Origin of the sequence: Comamonas sp. SCN 65-56 (genome assembly GCF_001724135.1) — a bacterium.
Taxonomy (GTDB): domain Bacteria; phylum Pseudomonadota; class Gammaproteobacteria; order Burkholderiales; family Burkholderiaceae_C; genus Comamonas_C.
Genome location: NZ_MEDS01000018.1, coordinates 26,836 through 48,909, shown reverse-complemented (window position 1 = coordinate 48,909; position 22,074 = coordinate 26,836). Strand labels below are relative to the sequence as shown.

The window sequence follows — 22,074 nt, the reverse complement described above, 5'->3', positions numbered from 1 at the left end:
AGCGAATGCACCGAATCGGTGCGTGCACCACCGTATCGGCCTCACCGCCGAAATTTTGAGAGAAAAAGGCCGTTTGCGCATACCCACCATGCACTGTCAGCTATCAAATTGACCAATGGTTTGCTTCTTTGTCCCGCGCGAGACAAACTGCGCAAGGGTGCGCACGTAGACTTGAGAAAAAGCACGGTCGTACTTTTTTACGTTTTACCAAGGAAGACAGCATGACGGCAAGCTATCAGGTGCACGGCGATGTGGCCGTAATCACGCTCGACAACCCCCCGGTCAACGGCCTGGGCCTGGCCACGCGCCAGGGCATCGTCGCCGGTCTTGCCAAGGCGCAGGCGGATGCCGGCGTCAAGGCCATCGTGCTGACCGGCGCTGGCAAGGCGTTTTCGGGCGGGGCCGACATCAAGGAGTTCGGCACGCCCAAGGCAATCCAGGAGCCCAACCTGCTTTCGGTGATCCTGGCCGTCGAGCACTGCAGCAAGCCGGTGGTGGCGGCCATCCACAGCGTGGCCATGGGTGGCGGGCTGGAGCTTTCGCTCGGCTGCCACTATCGCATCGCGGCGCCGGGCACCAAGATTGCGCTGCCCGAGGTCAAGCTGGGGCTGATTCCCGGCGCAGGCGGCACCCAGCGCCTGCCGCGCGTGCTGGGCGTGGAGGCGGCGCTCAACATGATCGTCAGCGGCGAGCCGGTCAAGAGCGAGATGCTGGCCATGCTGCCCGGCCAGAAGCTGTTCGACAAGATGGCGTCGTCGCCCGAATCGCTGATGGACGAGGCGCTGGCGTTCGCGCGCAGCGTGGCCGATGCGCGGCCGCTGCCGCTGGTGCGCGATCTGCCGTGCAAGCACCCCAAGGGCGATGCCTACTTCCAGTTCGCGCGCAACATGGTGCGCGGCATGGCGAAGAACTTCCCCGCGCCGCTGCAATGCGTCGATGCGGTGGAGGCGGCGACGAAGAAGAAGTTTGCCGATGGCATGGCGTTTGAACGCCAGCATTTCATCAACCTGATGTGGACCAGCGAGTCGCGCGCGCTGCGCCATCTCTTTGTCGCCGAGCGCGCCGCCAGCAAGATTCCCGACGTGCCTTCGGATACGCCGCAGCGCGCCATCGCCCGCGTGGCCGTGATCGGCGCCGGCACCATGGGCGGCGGCATTGCGATGAACTTTCTGAATGCCGGCCTTCCCGTGACCATCCTGGAGATGAAGCAGGAGGCGATCAACCACGGCGTGGCGGTGATGAGCCGCAACTACGAGGCGCAGGTCAAGAAGGGCAAGCTCAAGCAGGAAAAGTATGAGGAGCGCATGGCGCTGCTCAAGACCACGCTCAGCTACGACGACCTGAAGGATGCGGACCTGATCATCGAGGCGGTGTTCGAGGACATCGGCGTGAAGGAAAAGGTGTTCAGGCAGCTGGATGCCGTGGCCAAGCCCGGCGCCATCCTGGCGAGCAACACTTCGACGCTGGACGTGAACAAGATCGCCGGCTTCACCGCCCGCCCGCAGGACGTGGTGGGCCTGCACTTCTTCAGCCCGGCCAACGTGATGAAGCTGCTCGAAGTGGTGCGCGGCGAGAAGACCGCCAAGGACGTGCTGGCCACGGTGATGGCGGTGGCCAAGAAGATCCGCAAGACCGCGGTGGTCGCCGGCGTGTGCGATGGCTTCATCGGCAACCGCATGATCGAGCAGTACGGTCGCCAGGCCGGCTTTCTGCTGGATGAAGGCTGCACGCCCAGCCAGGTGGACAAGGCGATCGAGAAGTTCGGCTTTGCCATGGGACCGTTTCGCATGGGGGATCTGGCGGGCAACGACATCGGCTGGGCGATCCGAAAGCGCCGCTATGTCGAAAAGCCGAACATGAAATACAGCAAGACCGCCGATCTGCTGTGCGAGAAGGGCCGTTTCGGCCAGAAGGTGGGCAAGGGCTGGTACGACTATGTGGCCGGCAAGCGCGACGCCATCCCGAACACCGAGGTCGAGCAGATGATTGCCGAGCACCGCCAGGCGCTGGGCATCACGCCGCGCAAGATCGCCGATGAGGAGATCGTGCAGCGCCTGGTGTTCAGCCTGGTCAACGAGGCCGCGCGCATCCTCGAAGAAGGCATTGCCAACAAGGCCAGCGACATCGACGTGGTCTACATCTTCGGCTACGGCTTTCCGGTGCACCGTGGCGGGCCGCTCAACTATGCCAACGAACTGGGGCTGTTCAACGTGGTGCAGGCGATGCAGCGCTTTGCGCGCAACCCGCTCGACGACGCCGCGTTCTGGCAGCCGGCGCCGCTGCTGGCCAAACTCGCCGCCGACGGCAAGACCTTCGCTTGAATGCACCGTAACGCACAAGGAATACCGCAATGACCTCCGCAGTGATTGTTTCCACCGCCCGCACGCCGCTTGCCAAGAGCTGGAAGGGCGCTTTCAACATGACCCATGGCGCCACGCTCGGCGGCCATGTGGTGCGCGCCGCCGTCGAGCGCGCGGGCATCGAGGCCGCCGAAGTGGAAGACGTGATCATGGGTTGCGCCAACCCCGAGGGCGCGACCGGCATGAACATCGCGCGCCAGATCGCGCTGATGGCCGATTTGCCCGTCACCACCGCCGGCATGACGGTGAACCGCTTCTGCTCCTCGGGCCTGCAAACCATTGCGCTGGCCAGCCAGCGCATCATCGCCGGCGAGGGTGAGGTCTACGTGGCCGGTGGCGTGGAGAGCATCTCCTGCGTGCAGCAGGAGATGAACATGCACATGATCTTCGATCCGGCGCTGCAGAAGAAAAAGCCCGAGATCTACTGGAGCATGCTGCAGACCGCCGAGCAGGTGGCCAAGCGCTACGGCATTGGCCGCGAGGCGATGGACGAATATGGCGCCGCCAGCCAGCAAAAGGCCTGCGCGGCGCAGGCGCAGGGGCTGTTTGATGCGGAGATGGTGCCTATCACCGTCACCGCCGGCATCGCCGACAAGACGCTGGGGCTGATCACCAAGCAGGTCACCGTCAGCAAGGATGAGGGCCTGCGCGAGGGCACGACGGCAGCGGGCATCAGCGGCATCAAGCCGGCCTTGCCCGGTGGCTTGGTGTCGGCCGGCAATGCCAGCCAGTTCAGCGACGGCGCCGGTGCCTGCGTGGTGGTGAGCGAAGACTACGCCAGCCGCAAGAACCTGAAACCGCTGGGGCGTTTCCTCGGCTTTGCGGTGGCGGGCTGCGAGCCTGACGAGATGGGTATTGGTCCGGTGTTTGCCATTCCCAAGGTGCTGAAAAAGCTGGGCCTGGGGATAGGCGACATCGACCTGTGGGAGCTGAACGAAGCCTTCGCCGTGCAGGTAATCTATTGCCGCGACAAGCTTGGCATCCCGGCCGACCGCCTGAACGTCAACGGCGGCGCGATTGCCGTCGGCCACCCCTACGGCGTGACCGGCCAGCGCCTGACCGGTCATGCGCTCATCGAAGGCAAGCGCCGCGGTGCCAAGCGCGTGTGCGTCACGATGTGCATCGGCGGCGGCATGGGCGCCGCGGGGGTGTTTGAAGTGCTCTGAGCCGGCAGCCGGCGATCCAACCCCTGCAAGTCCATAGGGTTTGCGGGAGTTTTGCTTTTATTGCGATAGCTGCCAACGCATGGTGGGCGGGCGATAAAGGCCAAAAACGTCGGATTTGCGACGAATCTCAAACTCCTTCCCTCCCTGGGTGAAGGTGGGGATGGGGCATGCACGCGCAGAACGCTGATCTTCAGGCGCTGCAGGCCTCTGCCGATGGGCTGTTCACAGGGTCCCCCAGCGCATGTGCAGCGGCCAGCACACTTGCCGACGCTGCGCCGGGTCGCCCCAGAGCCCCGCCAGGTCGATGGCAAAGCGCTGCAACAGCGCCTCGTGCCCGGCCTCGCGCGCGCTGCGCACCGCCGACCAGGTGCCGATGTAGCCCAGCAGTTCTGGCAGTTGCCAGTGCTTGCGGATTTCCAGCGCGGGCGCCTGTTTTTCCTCAAAGGGAAAGGGCAGGCTGGCGTAGCCGCTGTCGACCAGCCTGCGCTGCGCTGGCCAGAAGGGGCCGATCTCGCTGGCGTAAAACTGCTGAAAGCGCTGGTCCAGCGGGTCGTCCAGCCGCAGCACGCCGTAGCTGATGAGGGCCAGCCCGGCGCCGGGCTTGCCGATGCGCCGCACTTCGGCGTAGAAGCGCGGCAGGTCGAACCAGTGTGCGGCCTGGGCGGCGGTGACGAGGCTGACGCTGCCGTCCTCTGCCGGCAGCTGCTCGGCCGGGGCTCGGGCGTAGGCCACGCGCGGGTGCGCCGTAGCGTGGGCAAGCTGCTCGGCGCTCGGGTCCAGTCCCAGCACCCGGTCGAAGTGCCGCGCCAGTTGCAGCGTCAATTGCCCGTTGCCGCAGCCCACGTCGACCGCCAGCGTGCGGTCTGGCGACTCGGCGGCAAGCCAGTGCGCCAGCGCATCCGGGTACTCGGGCCGAAAGTGCGCATAGGCGGCGCCGCCCTGGTCGAACCAGTTGCGGCTGGGGGATGCGTGGTCATGCACCATGGACGACTCCTGCGGGATGGTCTTCGTCTCTCGCGTGCGCGCGCTCGAGCAGCTGTGCAAGATAGAGGGCGAACAGTTCCCGCGACGATGGTCCGAACATGCGTATGCGCCCGGTGTGGCGCAGCACCAGCAGGCCGACGATGTGCGCGAACAAGGCCGTTACCTCGCGGGTGGCGGTGGCGTCGTCCATCCCCAGGCCTTGCAGCGCAGCATGGCACGGCAGCAGCGCATCGCGCAGGCGCAGGTTGAGACGGGTGTTCAGCTCGGGTGTGAGGCCACGCGGCGCCATACCCTGAAAGAGGTAGAACCCCAGGTCGAGATCGCGCGGATTGGCGTGGTAGAACTCGAAGAAGGCGCTGGCGGCGGCGCGCAGATGCGCGCCATGGCCAGATTCCGTGATGAGCGCCTGCGCCACCTGCGCGTTCAGGCGTTCGAGCGATTCGCCGAGCAGCGCGCCATAGAGGTGTTCCTTGCTGGGAAAGTAGCTGTAAAGCGCGCCGGGGGTGTAGCCGGCGCGCCGCGCGATCTCGCGCAGGCTGGCCTTTTCCATGCCGAGTTCGAAGAATGCCGAGCGCGCAGCCTGCAGCACCAGCTCCTGGCGCACGTCGGCCCGCTTGCGGCGGCGCGCGGCGCGCGGCGTATCGGCGGGCGTGGCGGCGGCGCGCTCCTTGGTGGCGGTCATGCACTTCATCATAGCGTTGACAAAATAATTGAACACCGTTCAAATAATGACGAAATTGTTTGGAGAATGGAATGGAAACCACTGAAGCTCCTTTGCCAACGCGCGTGCCGCTGATGTCCGGCGACGCCTACCGCGAGTCGCTCAGGCGGCTTGCGCCTCGTGTTTTCGTCGATGGCCGGCGGATCGAGAGCGTGGCCGATGCGCCGCAGCTCGCGCCGGGCGTCAATGCACTGGCCTACACCTACGACTTTGCGCTGCGCGAGGAGCTGGCGCCGATCGCGCTGGCGACGCAGACCAGTCGTGGCAAGGTGGTGCCGCGCATGCTGCATGTGAACGAAGCCGCGGGTGACCTGCTCAACAAGCTTGAGGCGGTGCGCGTGCTGTGCCAGGAAACGGGCTGCGCCCAGCGCTATCTGGCGCACGACGGGCTCAACGGCCTGGCGCAGGCCTGCGCGGCGATCGATGACGCCACCGGCACCCATGAGGCGGGGGACCGCTTTCGCAACTACCTGGTGCATGCGCAGGACAACGATCTGGCCATTGGCATCGCGATGACCGATGCCAAGGGCGATCGAACGAAGAAGCCGCACGAGCAGGCCAACCCGGATGCCTATGTGCATGTGGTACGCCAGGACGGCAAGGGCATCTGGATCAGCGGTGCCAAGGCTATCGTCACCGGCGCGCCCTACATGCACGAGCTGCTGGTCATGCCGAGCCGCAACATGGGCCCGCAGGACGCAGCGTTTGCGGTGTGTTGTGCCGTGCCGGTGGATGCCCCGGGCATCACCATCGTCTCGCGCGTGGCGGGGCGCCCGGGCGAGCAGCCCGAGCACGGCGCACCGCTGTTCTCGCGCAGATACGGTCAGTCCACGGCCGTGGTGCTGTTCGAGGAAGTCTTCGTGCCGTGGGAGCGGGTGTTCTATGCCAACGATTGGGAGCGCAGCCACATCCTCACCTACAGCTATGCCACGCACCACCGCCACAGCTGCATTGCGGCGCGCGCGGGTTTTGGTGACCTGTTGATCGGCGCGGGCGCGCTGATGTGCGAGGCCAATGGCGTGCCCGACCTCGGCAAGGTCAGCAGCCTGCGCGAGCCCATGGTGGAGCTCATCAAGATTGTCGAGGGCTTTTATGCCTGCGGCGTGGCGGCAAGCGTCTATGCCGCCCCCGACAAATACAGCCAAACCTTCATGCCCGAGCCGGTGTTCGCCAACATTGGCAAGCTGCTGCTGGCCACGCAGATCTACGACATGCACCGCCTGGCGCACGAGGTCTCGGGCGGCCTGATCGTGGCGCTGCCGGGGCCCGATGAGGACCACAATCCCGAGACGGCGGCGAAGCTGGCGGACGTACTGCGCGCCAACCCGGCCGTGCCCTACGACAAGCGCATCGAGGCCGCGCGCCTCATCGAGGACCTCACCGCCTCCTATCAGGGCGGCTGGTACTCGCTCATCAGCCTGCACGGCGGAGGCTCGCCGGCGGCGATGAAGCAGGAGATCTGGCGCAACTACCCCGTGGGCAGCAAGGTGGAACTGGTCGAGCGCCTGCTGGAGCGCGGCGTGGTGCACGATGCCAACCGACCGATCACGAAAAATCGCGAACCTGGCAAGTGCTGCGACAACGGCTGCACGGCACCAGGGCAGGGCATCATGGCGCCGCTCACGGTGCAGCGCAATCGACATTGATATCCGGGGTCTCGGCGGCGCAAGACACCGCGGCCTTCGCAGGTTTTGTGGCTGCGCTGCGGGTGAGCGCCGATGCGGCGCACAATGCCTCGGTACTCAAGCGATGTGAGGACGGTGTGCAATGACAGCGGATTCCGGAAGCGGGCAGATAGCCCGCATGCGTTCGGCGATTGGCGAGGCGGTGGCGGTCGCGCCACGGTTCTTTGCGCGGCGAAGTGGATGCCGACCATATGGCGCACACCATGATCGACGCGGTGCGTGCGTATGCAGAGCGCGAGCAGGCGCTGGGTGGCGATGGCCAGCCGGAAACCCTTGAGGCCGAGCACCTGCAGCATGCGCTGATGGAACTGATGGGCTGTGGCTCAGGCTACCTTGAACACCGATGTGACGCGGCCTGAATCGGACGCACCATGACCTGGATGGTAGGGAGGTTCGGCAAGCAATGAAGCAAGACGGGCGCCGACGAGGCGCCCGTTCTGTTTGCAGCGCCTGTTTCGTTCAGGCGACCACTTCGACCAGCTCCATCATGCCCATGTCTTCATGGTCCAGCGCGTGGCAATGCCAGACGAACTTGCCGGTGAAATCGGTAAAGCGCATGCGAAAGGTGATGGAGGTGGGCTTGTCGCTTGAGCCGCCCCAGAGGATGGGGATGGTGTCCGTCCAGTAGGGCTCGACTGCCTCGCCGTTGACCTTCACCACCCAGGCGTCGTTCACGTGGATGTGAAACGGATGCGGGTAGAAGTTCATGCTCTGGATCGTCCACTCTTCCACCGCGCCCAGCGCCACCGTCTGGGTGACGGAGAGCGAGGACTGAACCGGTGCCAGGCCTTGCCCGGCAATGCCCGCGGTAAAGGCAAAGTCGGCGTTGTCGTTCTTGCCGTCTTCGGGCGGAATGAACCATTCCTCGCCAGCGGGAATGGGGCTGGCCAGCCGCGGATGGCCCTTGCGCAGCACGGCCAGCACCAGGTTGCGAGTCTGGCCACCCCCGCTGGCAAGCTCTTCATTGGTGATGGGGCGGTGCTCGGCATACACGGGCAGGTCTTGCGCGCGCGGCAGAGCGGTGCTCATGGGCTCGCCTTCCACGACGATGCGGGCAACGATTTCTTCGCTGTCGCGGTCGCTCGACGGTGCCTTCATCGAGCGCAGGAAGTAGGTGCCCGGCGTGCTGCTGGCTTGCACGATGACGGAGTGGCGGTTGCCCGGGTACATGAGGTTGCCGGGCCATTGGGTGCCTTGATACTGCGTGGAGGTTTCAAGGTTGATGGAACGGAATTTCTTGGCAAACACATTGCCGTCGCGCGCGTAGTGCCACAGCGTGTGCTCGTCGAGCACCGGGTTGAAGGGGTAGAAGGAATCGCTGTTGATGAAGTGCCAGTTCTGCACCTCGCCGGGGCGCATCACGATGGTGGGCTGGTAGGCGCCATTGAGCATGAAGGCCGTGGGCGTGTAGACCATCGCGTCGTAGAAGGTGTCGGATCGGCCCTTGGCGTTGAGGTTCATCTTGTGCACGAAGATCACGCGCTCGCGGATGTCGGGCGACTGCGCGAAGCGGTCCTTGGCGTCATGCACGATGATGGCGCCGAACATGCCGTTGTTCACCTGGATGTTGGTGGCGCCGTGCAGGTGGGGGTGGTACCAGTAGATGCCGTTGGTGTGATCCAGGGGGAGCGTGATCTCGTGCTGGCGGCTGCTGCCGGGTCGAACGCCCGCCTCGGCGGTGTCCACCACGTAGTCGCCAAAGACGCCGGGGCGGATTTCTTTCGGATCCACGTGCAGACCATGAAAGTGCAGGTTGGTGCTGTTCTGGTAGTTCAGGTAGCCGAGCGACGACTGACCTGCAATGTTTGTCGGCAAATCGTTGACCAGTTTCACGCGCAGCGTGTCGCCCTGGTTCAGGTGCAGCGTGGGCGCAGGGCTGGCGCCGTTGTAGCTGCGCAGGCTGGTCTGGATGCGGCTGGCCTGGCCGGGCCACGCGGCTTGGGGATCGGTGGTGGCCATCAGATCTCGCGGGGCGTAGCTGGCGGTGAGCGTGAGCTCCAGCAGGCCGCTGCTGGCCTTGAGGTTGGTGGGTTCGGGCAGGGTGTCTGGCGTGCCCGAGGCGCTGCATGCGCTGATCTGGGTGACGGCGTAGCCAGCACAAAGGCCGGCAGCCCAGCGCAGAACGTTGCGGCGGTCGGGGTCTTGCAGAGAGGGTGTGGTGGTGCGCATGGCGGTCTTCCTCACGCAAGCGTGATCGGTCTGGGGGAGCGGATGCAGGATTGGGCTGCCGATGTGCCGCAGGTGGCGCTGCGGTTGTCACCCCAGGCGAACACGCGCTGGCCGTCGCTGGCCAGCAGGTGGCCGCTACCTGCGGCCAGCAGGGTCATGTGCTTGAGCCCGGAAATACGGGCAGGCTGGTGCGTTGAGGTATTTGTGCTGTGTCCTGTCTGCCCCAGCCCGTTCCAACCCCACGCAAACACCTCGCCCTGAGAGGAGAGCGCTGCGGTGTAGAACATGCCGCCATCGAGATATGCCAGCGGAAAATCCAGTGGCACGCGTTGCGGTTGTGTGTAGTAGGCGCTGCCCGCCAGCCCCGTCTGGCCGTGCTGGTTGGAGCCCCAGGCCCACAGCTGGCCACTGGCATCGAGCGCAAGGCTGTGGGTGTCTCCGGCAGCAATCTGCGCTATGGGTTTAGGGAGTGTTATCTGGGTGGGTTCCCTGTTTTCCGTCAGCGTTCCGTTGCCCAGCTGACCGGCGGCATTCGCGCCCCAGGCCCAGACGGCGCCTTGGCAATCCAGCGCAAGAGCGTGGGCATTGCCAGCGGCGAGCCGGGCGATGGCGGGCAAGCCCGTGACGGCACCTGGCCCCGCAAGCCAGGCCTGTGCAGCGCGTCCAAGTTGACCGTGGTTCGAGGGTCCCCAGGACCATACCGTTCCCTTGCCATCCAGCGCCAGGCCAACGCTGGCGGTGGCTGCCAGTTGTGCGATGGAAGCAGGCAGGCCAGCCAGCCGCTGGTGGATTGCGCCGCGTCTCGGATCGACCACGGGCTTGCAGGCAAAGGCATTGCCTGCGCGGCACACCGCCAGGATTTGCGTGTGGCTTTCGGCGATCAGGGCAAAAGGGGTTGCCGCATTGAGCAGCAAGGCATGTGGCTGGGCGTAGCGGTTGTGGCCCACGAGTGCCGGATCGCTGCTGCATACCTCGCCTTCGGGTGGCTGCAGGTTTGTCGGCGCGCTGGCGTCCCAAGTGCGCAAGGCGCCCCAGGCCCATGCCTCGCCCTTGTTGGTGAGCACGACCGAACGATCCCGTCCGGCAGCGAGCTGGGTGATGCCCATGGAGCCTCCTGTCATGTTTGGTGTCGCTGTTTGTACCGTAGAAACAGTGATCAGGAAGAAACAGACGATGGTTTTTGGCCTTGCCGATGCAGCGCGGGACGACCGATGGTGACGGACCTGAGCAAACACCGGCACAGTGAAACGCGCGACACTCGTAAACTGCACGCCATATGGAAGTCATTCCCTGGAGGTGCAAGCCATGTCACAGACCGTAGAAGCGCTGCAGGCTCAGGCTCTGAACCTGCCTGCCATCGAGCGTGCCCGCTTGGTCGAGAAGCTGATCGCGAGCCTGGACACTGATCCTGACGTCGAGACCGCTTGGGCAGCGGAAGTCGAGCGACGCCATGTGGAGTTGGTCAGTGCGGTGGCATCGCCTCTCCCGGGAGCGGAAACACTGGCGCAGTTGAAAGCCGAATACCAGTGATGTATTCGCTGCACCCGGAGGCAGCAGCCGATCTGCGGGAAGCTGCCGAGTACTACCGGGATCGCGCTGGCGCCTTGATGGCTCAGGTTTTTTCTTGGCGAATTTGAACGCGCCATGGCACTGCTGCTGCAACACCCCCTGCTCGGAGGAAGGTGGTTGCGTGACAAGCGGCGCCTGGTCATGCGGCGCTTTCCGTATTCCATCATCTACGTGACCACCGATCAGGAAATTCTGGTGCTGGCCGTCGCCCATCAGAGTCGGCGGCCGGGATATTGGCGCGAGCGAGGCAGGAGCCTGTAACCTCGGCAAGTGGCCGTCAATCCCGCAGCCCCTTGAACTTCTCAAACGCCGCAGCCATGGCCGAAGGCGCCTGGACATCGCGTGGTGCGTGGCGTTGTTGCCCGCGCCCCGCTGCTTCATAGCGGTTCTCGCGCGGCGCGTCGCGCCGCACGGGAGCCGCATCGAGTTTCATCGTCAGGCTGATGCGCCCCCGCGCCACGTCTACTTCCAGTACCTTGACCTTGACGACCTGGCCGGTCTTGACGATTTCGCGTGCGTCACTCACGAAGCGATTGGCAAGCTGGCTCACATGCACCAGACCATCCTGGTGCACGCCCAGATCGACGAAGGCGCCAAACTGGGCGACGTTGCTCACCGTGCCCTCCAGCACCATGCCTTGCTTGAGGTCGGTGATCTCGTTCACGCCTTCGCTGAAGCGTGCCACCTGAAAATCCGGGCGCGGATCACGACCGGGTTTTTCCAGCTCTTGCAAGATGTCCTTGATGGTGATGGCACCGAACTGTGGCGTGATGAACTGTTCGGGTTTCAAACCCTTGAGCAGCTCGGCGCGGCCCATGATCTGCTCGATCGGTTTGCCCGTGCGCGCGATGATCTGCTCGACCACCGGATAGGTCTCCGGGTGCACGCCGGTCACGTCCAGAGGGTTTTCGCCATCGCGGATGCGCAGGAAGCCGGCGGATTGCTCGAAGGTCTTGGGGCCAAGACCCGTGACCTTGAGCAACTGCTGGCGGCTGGCGAAGGCGCCGTGCTGCTCGCGCCAGCGCACGATGGCGCGGGCGGTGGTGGCGGTGAGGCCGGAGACACGCGAGAGCAGCGGCACGCTGGCGGTGTTCAGGTCCACGCCCACGCCGTTGACGCAATCCTCGACCACCGCGCCGAGCTGGTGCGCGAGCTGGCTCTGGTTCACGTCGTGCTGGTACTGGCCCACGCCTATGCTCTTGGGGTCGATCTTCACCAGCTCGGCCAGCGGGTCTTGCAGGCGGCGCGCAATGCTGGCCGCGCCGCGCAGGCTCACATCCACGTCAGGCAGCTCTTGTGATGCGTACTCACTGGCAGAGTAGACCGAGGCGCCAGCCTCACTGACAACTACTTTTTGTATAGCTTCTGACGCATGTCCCGCTTGCGCTGGAGGCATTTTTTGCATCAAATGAATCAACTCGCCCGCCAGCTTGTCGGTCTCGCGGCTGGCGGTGCCGTTGCCGATGGCAATCAGCTGTACGCCGTGCTTTTGCGCCAGGCGGCCCAGGGTGGCCAAGCTGCCGTCCCAATCGCGCCGCGGCTCGTGCGGGTAGACGGTGGCGGTTTCCAGCAGCTTGCCCGTCTGGTCCACCACCGCCACCTTGACGCCAGTGCGGATGCCGGGGTCGAGCCCCATCACCACCTTGGGCCCGGCGGGCGCGGCCAGCAGCAGATCGCGCAGGTTGTCGGCAAAGACCTTGATGGCCACGGCTTCTGCGCTTTCCCGCAGGCGCGCGAACAGGTCGCGTTCCAGTGACAGGCTGAGCTTGACGCGCCAGGTCCAGGCGACGCATTTGCGCAGCAGGTCATCGGCAGGGCGGCCCTGGTGGCTCCAGCCCAGGTGCAGCGCGATGCGACCTTCGGCGAGGCTGGGTGCGTGACTCCTTCCCCCGTTGGGGGAAGGCGGGGATGGGGGCTGGCCCGCTGAAGGCGCCGCCTTCGCTGGCCCCCACCCCGGCCCTCCCCCAGAGGGGGAGGGAGAGAGAACCTCAGGCAGCACCAGCTTGGCATCCAGAATTTCCAACTGCCGCCCGCGAAACACCGCCAGCGCGCGGTGGCTGGGCACGCGGGCGATGGGTTCGTCGTAATCGAAGTAATCACGGAATTTGGCGACCTCGGGGTCGGCCTCGTTCTTGCCGGCGACGAGCTGGCTTTGCAGCAAGCCCTCACCCCAGAGCCATTCGCGCAGGTTTTGCACCAGCGCCGCATCCTCGGCCCAGCGCTCGGAAAGGATGTCGCGCACGCCGTCGAGCACCGCTTGCACGCTGGTGAAATCTTCACCGCCTTCGCCTTTTTCTGCTTTTACATAGGGCAGGGCGGCGGTGGGCGGATCCAGCGCCGGATCGGTAAACAGCGCATCCGCCAGGGGCGCCATGCCGAATTCACGCGCGATCTGGCCCTTCGTGCGCCGGCGCGGCTTGTAGGGCAGGTAGAGATCTTCAAGTTCCTGCTTGGTTGGCGCGGCCTCGATGGCGGCGCGCAACTCGGGCGTGAGCTTGCCTTGCTCTTCGACGCTCTTGAGGATGGCGGCGCGGCGTTCAGTGAGCTCGCGCAGATAGGTCAGGCGCGTCTCCAGTTCGCGCAGCTGGGCGTCGTCCAGCCCGCCCGTCACCTCCTTGCGATAGCGGGCGACGAAGGGCACGGTGGCGCCGCCGTCGAGCAGCTCGACAGCCGCCTTGACCTGGGATTCGGAGGCGTGGATTTCAGCGGCGATCTGCCGCAGGATTGGTTGCATGGGAGAAGAGAGAGAAACCGGGAAAACCGGCAAGTTTGCCATGGGATGCCCGCGCGGCAGGCACGGTGGGCCGCGCTCGGGCACACTCCGGCGATGCAAGAAGAAGACAAAGCGCAGGCGGCCACCACACCTGACATGGCAAGCGAGGTGCCGCGGGTGCGCATCTTCATCGTGATTGCGCTGGCGCTGCTGATGATGTCGCTCGATTCGACCATCGTTGCCACCGCGCTGCACGCGATGCAACTGGGCCTGAACACCACGATCAACTGGGCGGGCTGGACGCTGACGGCGTATGCGCTCGGGTTCGTGGTCGCGGTGCCGATCACCGGCAAACTCAGCGAGCGCTATGGCAGGCGGCGGGTGTTTCTGGTGTCGGTGCTGGTGTTCACGCTCGCTTCGCTGGCCTGCGGGATGGTCAACGATATCTATTTATTGATAGCGCTTCGCGTAGTACAGGCGGCTGGTGGCGCGGGTTTTACGCCATCAGCGACGGGCATCATCGTCGATCACTTCGGCAGTGCGCGCGACCGGGCGGTGAGCCTGTTTGGCAGCATCTTCCCGATTGGCGCGATGGTGGGGCCGATCTTTGGCGGGCTGTTTGTCGAGTACTGGCACTGGCGCGGCGTGTTTCTGGTGAACGTGCCTATCGGCATCGCGATCATGCTGGCCGCGTGGCGCTTGATTCCGCACGACCGCAAGAACCATCGCAGTGATGAGCCGCTGGACATCGTCGGCATGAGCCTGATGGCAGCCTGCGTGCTGGGTGGCATGCTGGGGGTGAACTATCTGGGCGAGCGCGGTGTGGGCTTCATTGCACCGCAGGTCTGGGTGCCGCTCTTGGTGGCGGTGCTGGCGGGCTGGGCCTTCGTACGGCATCTGCACCGCTCGGCTCAGCCCTTCATTGCGCCGCGCCTGCTGTTCGGGCCGGATTTTGGCGTGGTGAACCTGGTGAACGTGCTGATCGGCGGGCTGCCGGTGGGGGCGATTGCGCTGGCACCGCTGTACGCCACCAACCGCTACGGCATCAGCGCGCTGTCCTCGGGCACGCTGCTGGTGGCGCAGGGACTGGCTTCGGTGGTGTTTTCGGTGCTGGCGGTGGTGGTGATACGGCGCACCGGGTATCGCGGGCCGATCGCGCTGGGCGGCTTGTGTGTCGCAGCCGGCTTGCTGCTGCTGGCAGTGCCGCCACAGGCGGGCGCGTCGCCCTATGGGTGGCTGGCAGGTTCGGCGGTGCTGGTGGGCGTGGGCATGGGCATCACCAACCCGGCCAGCCGCAACGCCGGCCTGCAACTGGCACCGGAAAACGCCTCGTCGCTGGCGGCGATCCGCTCGATGTTCATGCAGGGGGGCACGATCTTGCTCGTCTCGCTCGCCACCGCGGTGCTGGCTGCCGTGGACGACCCGGGCATGGCGCAGGCCTGGATTTATGTGGTGGCCGCGGTGGTGGTGGCGACCGCGCTGCTGGTGCTGGTGCCCAGAGTGCCGGAACACAAGGGGGCGTGGTGATCACCACGCCCCGCTGCAGCCGGCGGCTGTGCCGATTTACGCGGCCAGCTTGCCGGCCACTTCCACCAGGCGCCTGGTCTGGTAGGTGATGATGTCCTTGACCTCATCGTCCACCGCGCCCATGGTGTTGCTGGCGCCGTAGGGGTTGCCGCGGCCCTTGAACATCACGCCGTCGGTAAAGCCCGGCGGCACGATGATGGAGCCCCAGTGGGCGAAGGTGGTGTACATACCGGTGGTGGTGGTCTCCTGACCGCCGTGCAGGTTCTGCGCGCTGGTCATCATGCTGACGGGCTTGCGGTTCAGATGGCCCTGCTGCCAGATCGGTCCCAGCGTGTCGATGAACGCCCGCACCTGGCTGGCCACGGTGCCAAAACGCGTGGGGGCGCTGAACAGCATGGCGTTGGCCCAGACCAGATCGTCCGGCGTTGCCACGGCGACATTTGCCGTCTTTTGCTGGAACTCCTTCCACGGCGCGATGGTATCGATGACGGCTTGCGGCGCGGTTTCCTGCACCTTGCGCAGGCGCACTTCAGCGCCCAGCGCCTTGGCTGCCTGCTCGGCGATTTCCGCCATGGCGTGGTTGGTGCCATAGGCGCTGTAGTAGACGATGGCGAGCTTGACCTTGTTCATGTGTTTCTCCTTCGAATGGCGGCTGTGATGGGATGTACAAGCCATCGGGTTAACCCGGGAACTTGCATGGACAGTATTATCAAACGTGGGCCTATGCATTATTGATAGTGGTATTTGCGTTTGATTGTCCTGAAAATAGAACCATGCACGATTTGAACGACATGCTGTACTTTGCCGAGGTGGCGGAGCGTGGCAGTTTTGCGGCCGCAGGAAGGGCGCTGGGTATCCCCAAGTCGCGCCTGTCGCGGCGCATCTCGGAGTTGGAGGCGCAGCTCGGTGTGCGTTTGTTGCAGCGCACCACGCGCACGCTCTCGCTGACCGACGCGGGGCAGGCTTTCCTCGCGCATTGCACGGCGGTGCGCGAATCGGCCCAGGCGGCGGCCGATGCGGTGGCGCAGGTGCAGGCCGTGCCGCGCGGCACGGTGCGCGTGACCTGCCCGGTGACGCTGGCGCAAACGGTGCTGGCGCAGCAACTGCCGTTTTATCTGGATCGCTACCCCGAGGTGCGGCTGGAAATGCAGGTGACCAACCGCGTCGTGAACCTGGTGGAAGAGGGCGTGGATGTGGCGCTGCGCGTGCGTGCCTCGCTGGAAGACAGCGGCTCTATGGTGGTCAAACGCCTGGATGAGGTTTGCCAGGTGCTGGTGGCCAGCCCGGGGCAGCTGCGGCGCCAAGGCACACCCAAGGTGCTGGAAGACCTGGCGCACATGGATGTACTGATGCCGTCCGCGGGTGACGGGCGGGTGAGCGTGCGCTTGATCAACCCGCAGGGCAAGGCGCAGACGCTGGAGATCACGCCGCGCTGCGTGATCGATGATCTGCTCTCGCTCAAGTTTGCCGCGATGGCCGGCACCGGCATGGGCTGGCTGCCGGACTACATGGTCGCCCCCGAGCTGCGCGACGGCCGCCTGGTGCGCCTGTTAACCGAATGGAGCCAGCCGCGCGCCATCGTGCATGCGGTGTTTGCCTCGCGCCGGGGCATGTCGCCGGCGGTGCGCAGCTTTCTGGACTTCCTGGGCGAGGTGATGCCGTCGCATATGGGCGGTTCATGCGAGACCCAGCCGAAGATCGGCGGAATGTGAAGCGCATTCACAGGAAAGCCCCCTACACTTGATCTCTGTTTGGAAAAGTTACAAAAGGGGTCGCCATGAAGAAAAGCCATCTGGCTGCTGCGGTATGTGCCTCGTTGCTGTTCCTACTCGTTTCTTGCGGCGGCTCATCGACCTCGGACATCAATATCCTGCCCAAGGACACGCAGGAAAACGTCGCCCGGGTGCTGTGGCAGAAGAGCTATGACGAAGCCAAGATGCCCGCCGAGGTCGTGCAAAAACTCTACAGCGCCAAGAACCTGCCCGATGCGCGCGGCAGCCGCACCCAGGCTTTCCTGGATGATTTGATCGCCAACCCCGACAGCTGTTCACCCGACTACACCGACCGGCACAAGGCGCTCAAAGGTTTTGCCGGCAGCCTTTCGGGGCAGCAAGCCTATGCGATGGATTTGATGCTCGGGCCGACCAGCTCGCGCGGGTATCAAGAGACTCCCAAGGCGATCCAGTTCTCCTTCCCCAGGGACGATGCGCCGCAAAATCAATTCCAGGTCGGCTGGCATTTCTTCGTCGGCAGCGCCTACGCACAGGATGGCGAGGAATTCGGCGTGCAGATGATGTTCTGGCACTACGCGCTGCTGCCGCCGGCGATGGCCAAGGCGGCGAGTTTGTCGGATCTGGAAAACCAGGTGCTGGAGATGCATCTGGCGGTGAGCCGCGCCGACGGGCGCCACTACCGCGCAAGCCCTATGTGGTGGCAGGCACCACGGGCCTGATCAACTTCAGCGAGGCACCGTTCAACTACGAGCAGGGCAAGAACCACATGCGCTCGCGTCAGAAGGACAGCCTGTTTCCCATCGATTTGCGCGCCTGGGGGCTGGACGAGGCGGGCGACAAGCCGGTGGAGCTGGCGCTCAACCTGGGCCTGAGCCAGACCAAGGGCTATGTGCTCAATGGCGCCGACGGCCTGAGCCCGGCCTGCGGCGGCGTCGGTACCTTGTACTACTCGGTGCCCAATCTGCGCGTGACCGATGGCAGTTGGGTCGAGATCGACGGCAAGAAGGTCGACTTGGCGAGTGGCAAGTTCTGGTATGACCACCAGTACGGCACCGGCATGCTGCCCGACGGCAACCCGCGCAACGAGCTGGTGCGCGCCTTCACACGCACGATGGAGCTGGCCAAGGCACCGGGGCCGGGTGGGTGGGACTGGATGATGCTGCAATTCGACGACAACACCGAAATGGGGTTGGCCGCGCTGCACACGGCTGAGAACGCCGGGTTTTATGAGCAAACCGGCGCCAACCCGCTGGGCACGATGACGGCGGCTATGAACGGCCTGTTCATCGACAAGGACGGCAGCAAACGCGCCGTCAAGGGCCACATCGAAGTGAGCCAATGGATACGCAGCAGCGTGAGCTACCCGCCCTATGACGTGACCCACACCTGGTATCCCGACCACGTCAACATCGTCTTCGACGCTGATGCGCCGGTGCCTGCCGAGCGCCGCGTGGTGCAGATGGTGCCCATCGTCAAGACCGGGCAGCAGGGCTGGTTTGCCATGGGCTTGCAGTATTCCGAGGGCGCGGTGTACCTGCAAAACGCCCAGGGCGAGGACGTGGGCCGGGGCTTTCTTGAATCGACAGGCTACGCCGACGGCAGGGCGCAGATGCTCAAACTGGCGGGCATTCCGGCGACACCGGCGATGCTGGGTTTGCTGGAGCGGCGCAAGCTTGGCGAGGCACAGGCCAAGCAGTGCGGCGAGATGCTGCTGGCCAATGCGGCACAGCTTGAGCAGGAAATGGGGCAGTGCAAGGGTTTGTAGGCCCTCGCCCTGCCACGCAGCGGCCTCAGGCGGCCACGGCTTCGCGCTGCGGCTGCCCCAGGCTGCGCAGCACGTCGCGCACCATCTGCGCGCGCTGATCGGGTTCGAGCAAGGTGCGCTCGATGCGCAGCTTCTCGTTGCCCGCCAGCTTGATGTCGCGGTTTTTCTGCACCAGCCGGATGATGGCCATGGCGTCGATAGGCGGCTGCGGGATGAAAGTGATGTTGATCACGCCCGGCGCCGCATCCACCTTGGTGATGCCATAGGGCTCGCAGAGCACGCGCAGGCGGTGGGTATCGATGAGGGTTTGCGTCTGCGCGGGCAGCTTGCCGAAGCGGTCAACGATTTCTTCGAGCAGCGTGTCGATCTGATCGGCGGTGCGCGCGGTGGCCAGCTTCTTGTACAGCGAAAGACGCGTGTGCACGTCGGCGCAATAGGTGCTGGGCAAGAGCGCCGGGGCGTGCAGGTTGATGTCGGTCGTCGCCTGCATCGGGGCGAGCAGGTCGGGCTCCTTGCCGGCTTTCAGGCTGCGCACCGCCTCGCTCAGCATCTCGTTGTAGAGCTGAAAACCGACCTCGATCATGTTGCCGGACTGGTTTTCGCCCAGCACCTCGCCGGCGCCGCGGATTTCCAGGTCGTGCATCGCCAGATAAAAGCCGCTGCCCAGTTCCTCCATCTGCTGGATGGCTTCCAGGCGCTGCACCGCGTGGCCCTTGAGGCCCTTGACGTCCGGCACCATCAGGTAGGCATAGGCCTGGTGGTGGCTGCGCCCGACGCGGCCGCGCAACTGGTGCAGTTGCGCCAGGCCGAACTTGTCGGCGCGGCTGATCAGGATGGTGTTGGCCGTGGGCACGTCGATGCCGGTCTCGATGATGGTCGAGCACAGCAGCACGTTGGTGCGCTGGGCGATGAAGTCGCGCATCACGTGCTCCAGTTGCCGCTCGGGCATCTGGCCGTGGGCGACGGCAATGCGCGCTTCGGGCAGCACCTCTTGCAGGCGTGCGCGGCGCTCTTCTATGGTCTCGACCTCGTTGTGCAGGAAGTACACCTGCCCGCCGCGCTTCAATTCGCGCAGCACCGCCTCGCGGATCACGCCCTGGTTTTCCTCGCGCAAAAAGGTCTTGATCGCCAGGCGCCGCTGCGGCGCGGTGGCGATCACCGACAGATCACGCAGACCTTCGAGTGCCATGCCCATGGTGCGCGGGATTGGCGTCGCGGTGAGGGTGAGCACATCGACCTCGGCACGCAGCGCCTTCATCGCCTCCTTGTGGCGCACGCCGAAGCGATGTTCCTCGTCGATGATGAGCAGCCCCAGGTTCTTGAATTTCGTCGAGGGCGAGAGCAGCTTGTGCGTGCCGACGACGATGTCCACCGTGCCTTCGGCCAGGCCCTTGAGCGCCGCCGCCGCTTCCTTGCCCGAGGCAAAGCGGCTGACCTGCGCCACCTTGACCGGCCAGCGCGCGAAGCGGTCCACCAGCGTTTGATAGTGCTGCTCGGCGAGCAGCGTGGTGGGGGCCAGCAGGGCGACTTGCTTGCCGTCGGTCACCGCGATGAAGGCCGCGCGCAAGGCGACCTCGGTCTTGCCGAAACCCACGTCGCCGCAGACCAGGCGGTCCATCGGGCGCGGGCTGATCATGTCCTGGATCACGGCGTGGATCGCGGCGTTCTGGTCGGCGGTTTCCTCGAAACCGAAGTCGGCAACGAAAGCCTCGTAGTCCTGCGGTGAAAAGCGGAAGGCAAAGCCCTCGCGCGCGGCGCGGCGGGCGTAGATGTTGAGCAGCTCGGCGGCGGTATCGCGCACCTGTTCCGCCGCCTTGCGTTTGGCCTTTTCCCATTGATGACCGCCGAGTTTGTGCAGCGGCGCATCGTCCTGTGCAATGCCGCTGTAGCGGCTGATCTGCTGCAACTGGCTCACCGGCACGTAGAGCACGGCCTTGTCGGCGTATTCCAGATGCAGAAATTCCTGCAATGCCGGGCTGCCGTCGGGGTTTTTTTGCCCCATGTCCATGTTGATGAGACCCCGGTAGCGGCCGATGCCGTGCTGGGCATGGACGACCGGGTCGCCGATTTGCAGCTCGGCGAGGTCCTTGATCATGGATTCCAGATCGCTGGTCTGCTCCTGCTTTCTGCGCCTGCGCGCGCCGCCACCGGTGGCGGCGAACAGCTCGGTTTCGGTCACGAAGTCGATGCCTTCCTCTTGCCAGGCAAAACCTGAAGCCAGCATCGAGGTGGCGATGCCCACGCGCTCGCCGCGCGCGTCGAGGAATTCTTCGAGCGAATCGAAGGCGGGCGGGTTCAGGTGGCTGGCGCGCAGGAAGTCCAGCAGGCTCTCGCGCCGACCATCGCTCTCGGCGAGCAGCAGCACGCGGTGTGGTGTGCGGGCGATGTGGGCGTGCAGCTTGGCAATCGGGTCTTCGGCGCCGCGCACGGCGGTCAGATCCGGCAACGGCGCGAATTCCGTGTTGATCTCCCTCCCCCGCTGAGGGAGGGCAGGGGTGGGGGCTGCCCCCGTATCCACCAGTGCTGGTGCTGCCTCCAGGCCCCTCTCCCCAGAGGGGCGAGGGAGCAAGTCCGCGTCGCCAGCAGACCGCAGCGCCAGTTGCGCATGCGCCTTGGCCTGGCCATAGAACTGCTCGGCCGTGAGAAACAGCGCCTCCGGCGGCAGCGCGGGGTGTTCTGGGTCACCCGCCAGCAGCCGGTGGCGCTCGCGCGTGTCTTGCCAAAAGCGCTGAAACGCCGCTTCCAGATCGCCGTGCAGCACCAGCGTCGCGGCCTCGCCCAGGTAGTCGAAGACGGTGGCGGTCTGCTCGAAGAACAGCGGCAGGTAGTACTCGATGCCGGCCGTGGCCAGGCCCGCGCCCATGTCCTTGTAGATGCGGCTCTTGGTCGGGTCGCCCTCGAGCAGCTCGCGCCAGCGGTTTCTGAAACGCGTGCGCGCCTCCTCGTCCATCGGGAACTCGCGCCCGGGCAGCAGCCGCACTTCGGGCACGGGGTAGAGGCTGCGCTGCGTGTCGGGGTCGAAGGTGCGGATCGAGTCGATCTCGTCGTCAAACAAATCCACGCGCAGCGGCTGCGCGGAGCCCATGGGAAACAGGTCAATCAGCCCGCCGCGTACCGCGTATTCGCCATGCGCCACGACCTGCGCCACGTGCTGATAGCCGGCCAGCGTCAACTGCGCCTTGAGTTTGGCCTCGTTGAGCTTTTGCCCGCTCTTGAAATGAAAGGTGTAGCCCGCGAGGAATGCGGGTGGTGCCAGGCGGTACAGCGCGGTGGTTGCGGGCACCAGCACCACGTCCACCTCGCCCTGGTTGATGCGCCACAGCGTCGAGAGGCGCTCGCTGATCAGGTCCTGATGCGGCGAGAAGTGGTCGTAGGGCAGCGTCTCCCAGTCGGGGAAGAGCGCGCAGCGCAGCTCGGGCCCGAAGAAGGCGATCTCATCGAGCAGGCGGCGCGCGTCGAAGGCATCGGCGCAGACGATGGCGGTGAGCTGCTTGCCGCTGGCCGCGCGCTCGGCCAGGCGCGCCAGCAGCAGGGCATCGGCACTGCCGACGGGGCGGGGGAGGGTGAAGCGTTTGCCGGCGGCGAGGGTAGGGAGTTGCATGACGGGCTGAAAACGGCAAAAACCCCCGGCGGTGAGGACGGGGGGTGTGGGTGCGCCATTTTAGGCCAGTGGACAGGAGTG

Annotated in this window: 16 protein-coding genes and 1 pseudogene; 10 read left to right on the top strand and 7 right to left on the bottom strand. The window is 65.2% G+C overall.

The genetic code is table 11. The features are described from left to right. Positions 1-221: 221 nt before the first annotated feature. Both ABS45_RS10945 and ABS45_RS10940 read left to right on the top strand, forming a co-directional pair. On the top strand, positions 222-2,321 hold the full coding sequence (locus ABS45_RS10945; RefSeq protein ID WP_291555568.1) for a 3-hydroxyacyl-CoA dehydrogenase NAD-binding domain-containing protein: 2,100 nt from the start codon (positions 222-224) through the stop codon (positions 2,319-2,321). A gap of 29 nt (positions 2,322-2,350) precedes the next feature. Beyond that, a complete protein-coding gene (locus ABS45_RS10940; RefSeq protein ID WP_291555567.1) occupies positions 2,351-3,526 on the top strand; it encodes an acetyl-CoA C-acyltransferase in 1,176 nt (391 codons plus the stop codon). 222 nt (positions 3,527-3,748) lie between these two features. On the opposite strand, the gene ABS45_RS10935 is transcribed toward ABS45_RS10940, so the two are convergent. Continuing rightward, positions 3,749-4,510 (bottom strand): class I SAM-dependent methyltransferase, encoded by a 762-nt coding sequence (locus tag ABS45_RS10935; protein WP_291555566.1) that lies wholly within the window; start codon positions 4,508-4,510, stop codon positions 3,749-3,751. Further along, positions 4,500-5,192 (bottom strand): TetR/AcrR family transcriptional regulator, encoded by a 693-nt coding sequence (locus ABS45_RS10930; RefSeq protein ID WP_291555565.1) that lies wholly within the window; start codon positions 5,190-5,192, stop codon positions 4,500-4,502. Before ABS45_RS10930 ends, ABS45_RS10935 begins: the two co-directional genes overlap by 11 nt. A gap of 71 nt (positions 5,193-5,263) precedes the next feature. Between ABS45_RS10930 and ABS45_RS10925 the strand changes: the two genes are divergently transcribed. Both ABS45_RS10925 and ABS45_RS10920 read left to right on the top strand, forming a co-directional pair. After that, on the top strand, positions 5,264-6,877 hold the full coding sequence (locus ABS45_RS10925) for a 4-hydroxyphenylacetate 3-hydroxylase N-terminal domain-containing protein (protein ID WP_291555564.1): 1,614 nt from the start codon (positions 5,264-5,266) through the stop codon (positions 6,875-6,877). 230 nt (positions 6,878-7,107) lie between these two features. Next, a complete protein-coding gene (locus ABS45_RS10920) occupies positions 7,108-7,275 on the top strand; it encodes a hypothetical protein (protein WP_291555563.1) in 168 nt (55 codons plus the stop codon). 100 nt (positions 7,276-7,375) lie between these two features. On the opposite strand, the gene ABS45_RS10915 is transcribed toward ABS45_RS10920, so the two are convergent. Both ABS45_RS10915 and ABS45_RS10910 read right to left on the bottom strand, forming a co-directional pair. Then, positions 7,376-9,085, bottom strand: a complete 1,710-nt coding sequence (locus tag ABS45_RS10915; RefSeq protein ID WP_291555562.1) for a multicopper oxidase domain-containing protein — start codon at positions 9,083-9,085, stop codon at positions 7,376-7,378. Between the two features lie 11 nt (positions 9,086-9,096). Continuing rightward, complete coding sequence (locus tag ABS45_RS10910; protein WP_291555561.1) at positions 9,097-10,206, bottom strand: hypothetical protein; 1,110 nt, start codon at positions 10,204-10,206, stop codon at positions 9,097-9,099. 184 nt (positions 10,207-10,390) lie between these two features. Between ABS45_RS10910 and ABS45_RS10905 the strand changes: the two genes are divergently transcribed. Together ABS45_RS10905 and ABS45_RS10900 are read left to right on the top strand one after the other, a co-directional pair. Continuing rightward, complete coding sequence (locus ABS45_RS10905) at positions 10,391-10,615, top strand: addiction module protein (protein WP_291555560.1); 225 nt, start codon at positions 10,391-10,393, stop codon at positions 10,613-10,615. A gap of 102 nt (positions 10,616-10,717) precedes the next feature. After that, positions 10,718-10,915 (top strand): annotated as a pseudogene (locus ABS45_RS10900) (type II toxin-antitoxin system RelE/ParE family toxin); the annotation flags it as partial. A 16-nt stretch (positions 10,916-10,931) separates the two neighbouring features. On the opposite strand, the gene ABS45_RS10895 reads toward ABS45_RS10900, so the two are convergent. After that, on the bottom strand, positions 10,932-13,388 hold the full coding sequence (locus tag ABS45_RS10895; RefSeq protein WP_291555559.1) for a Tex family protein: 2,457 nt from the start codon (positions 13,386-13,388) through the stop codon (positions 10,932-10,934). Positions 13,389-13,481: 93 nt separating this feature from the next. Here ABS45_RS10895 and ABS45_RS10890 point away from each other — a divergent pair, with 93 nt between their 5' ends. Next, positions 13,482-14,894: an MFS transporter gene (locus ABS45_RS10890; RefSeq protein ID WP_291555558.1), complete on the top strand. Its 1,413-nt coding sequence runs from the start codon at positions 13,482-13,484 to the stop codon at positions 14,892-14,894. Positions 14,895-14,930: 36 nt separating this feature from the next. Here ABS45_RS10890 and ABS45_RS10885 read toward each other — a convergent pair whose 3' ends face one another. After that, positions 14,931-15,524, bottom strand: coding sequence for an NAD(P)H-dependent oxidoreductase (locus ABS45_RS10885; RefSeq protein WP_291555557.1), 594 nt, complete (start codon positions 15,522-15,524; stop codon positions 14,931-14,933). Positions 15,525-15,667: 143 nt separating this feature from the next. Between ABS45_RS10885 and ABS45_RS10880 the strand changes: the two genes are divergently transcribed. From ABS45_RS10880 to ABS45_RS10870, 3 genes are all read left to right on the top strand, one after another. Next, positions 15,668-16,606, top strand: a complete 939-nt coding sequence (locus ABS45_RS10880; RefSeq protein ID WP_291555556.1) for a LysR family transcriptional regulator — start codon at positions 15,668-15,670, stop codon at positions 16,604-16,606. 65 nt (positions 16,607-16,671) lie between these two features. Then, entirely contained in the window at positions 16,672-17,346 is a 675-nt protein-coding gene (locus ABS45_RS10875) for a hypothetical protein (protein ID WP_291555555.1), read from the top strand. Next, positions 17,325-18,392: a lipocalin-like domain-containing protein gene (locus tag ABS45_RS10870; protein ID WP_291555554.1), complete on the top strand. Its 1,068-nt coding sequence runs from the start codon at positions 17,325-17,327 to the stop codon at positions 18,390-18,392. Before ABS45_RS10875 ends, ABS45_RS10870 begins: the two co-directional genes overlap by 22 nt. A 25-nt stretch (positions 18,393-18,417) precedes the next feature. Here ABS45_RS10870 and mfd read toward each other — a convergent pair whose 3' ends face one another. After that, positions 18,418-21,993 (bottom strand): transcription-repair coupling factor, encoded by a 3,576-nt coding sequence (gene mfd / locus ABS45_RS10865; RefSeq protein WP_291555553.1) that lies wholly within the window; start codon positions 21,991-21,993, stop codon positions 18,418-18,420. Positions 21,994-22,074 lie beyond the last annotated feature (81 nt).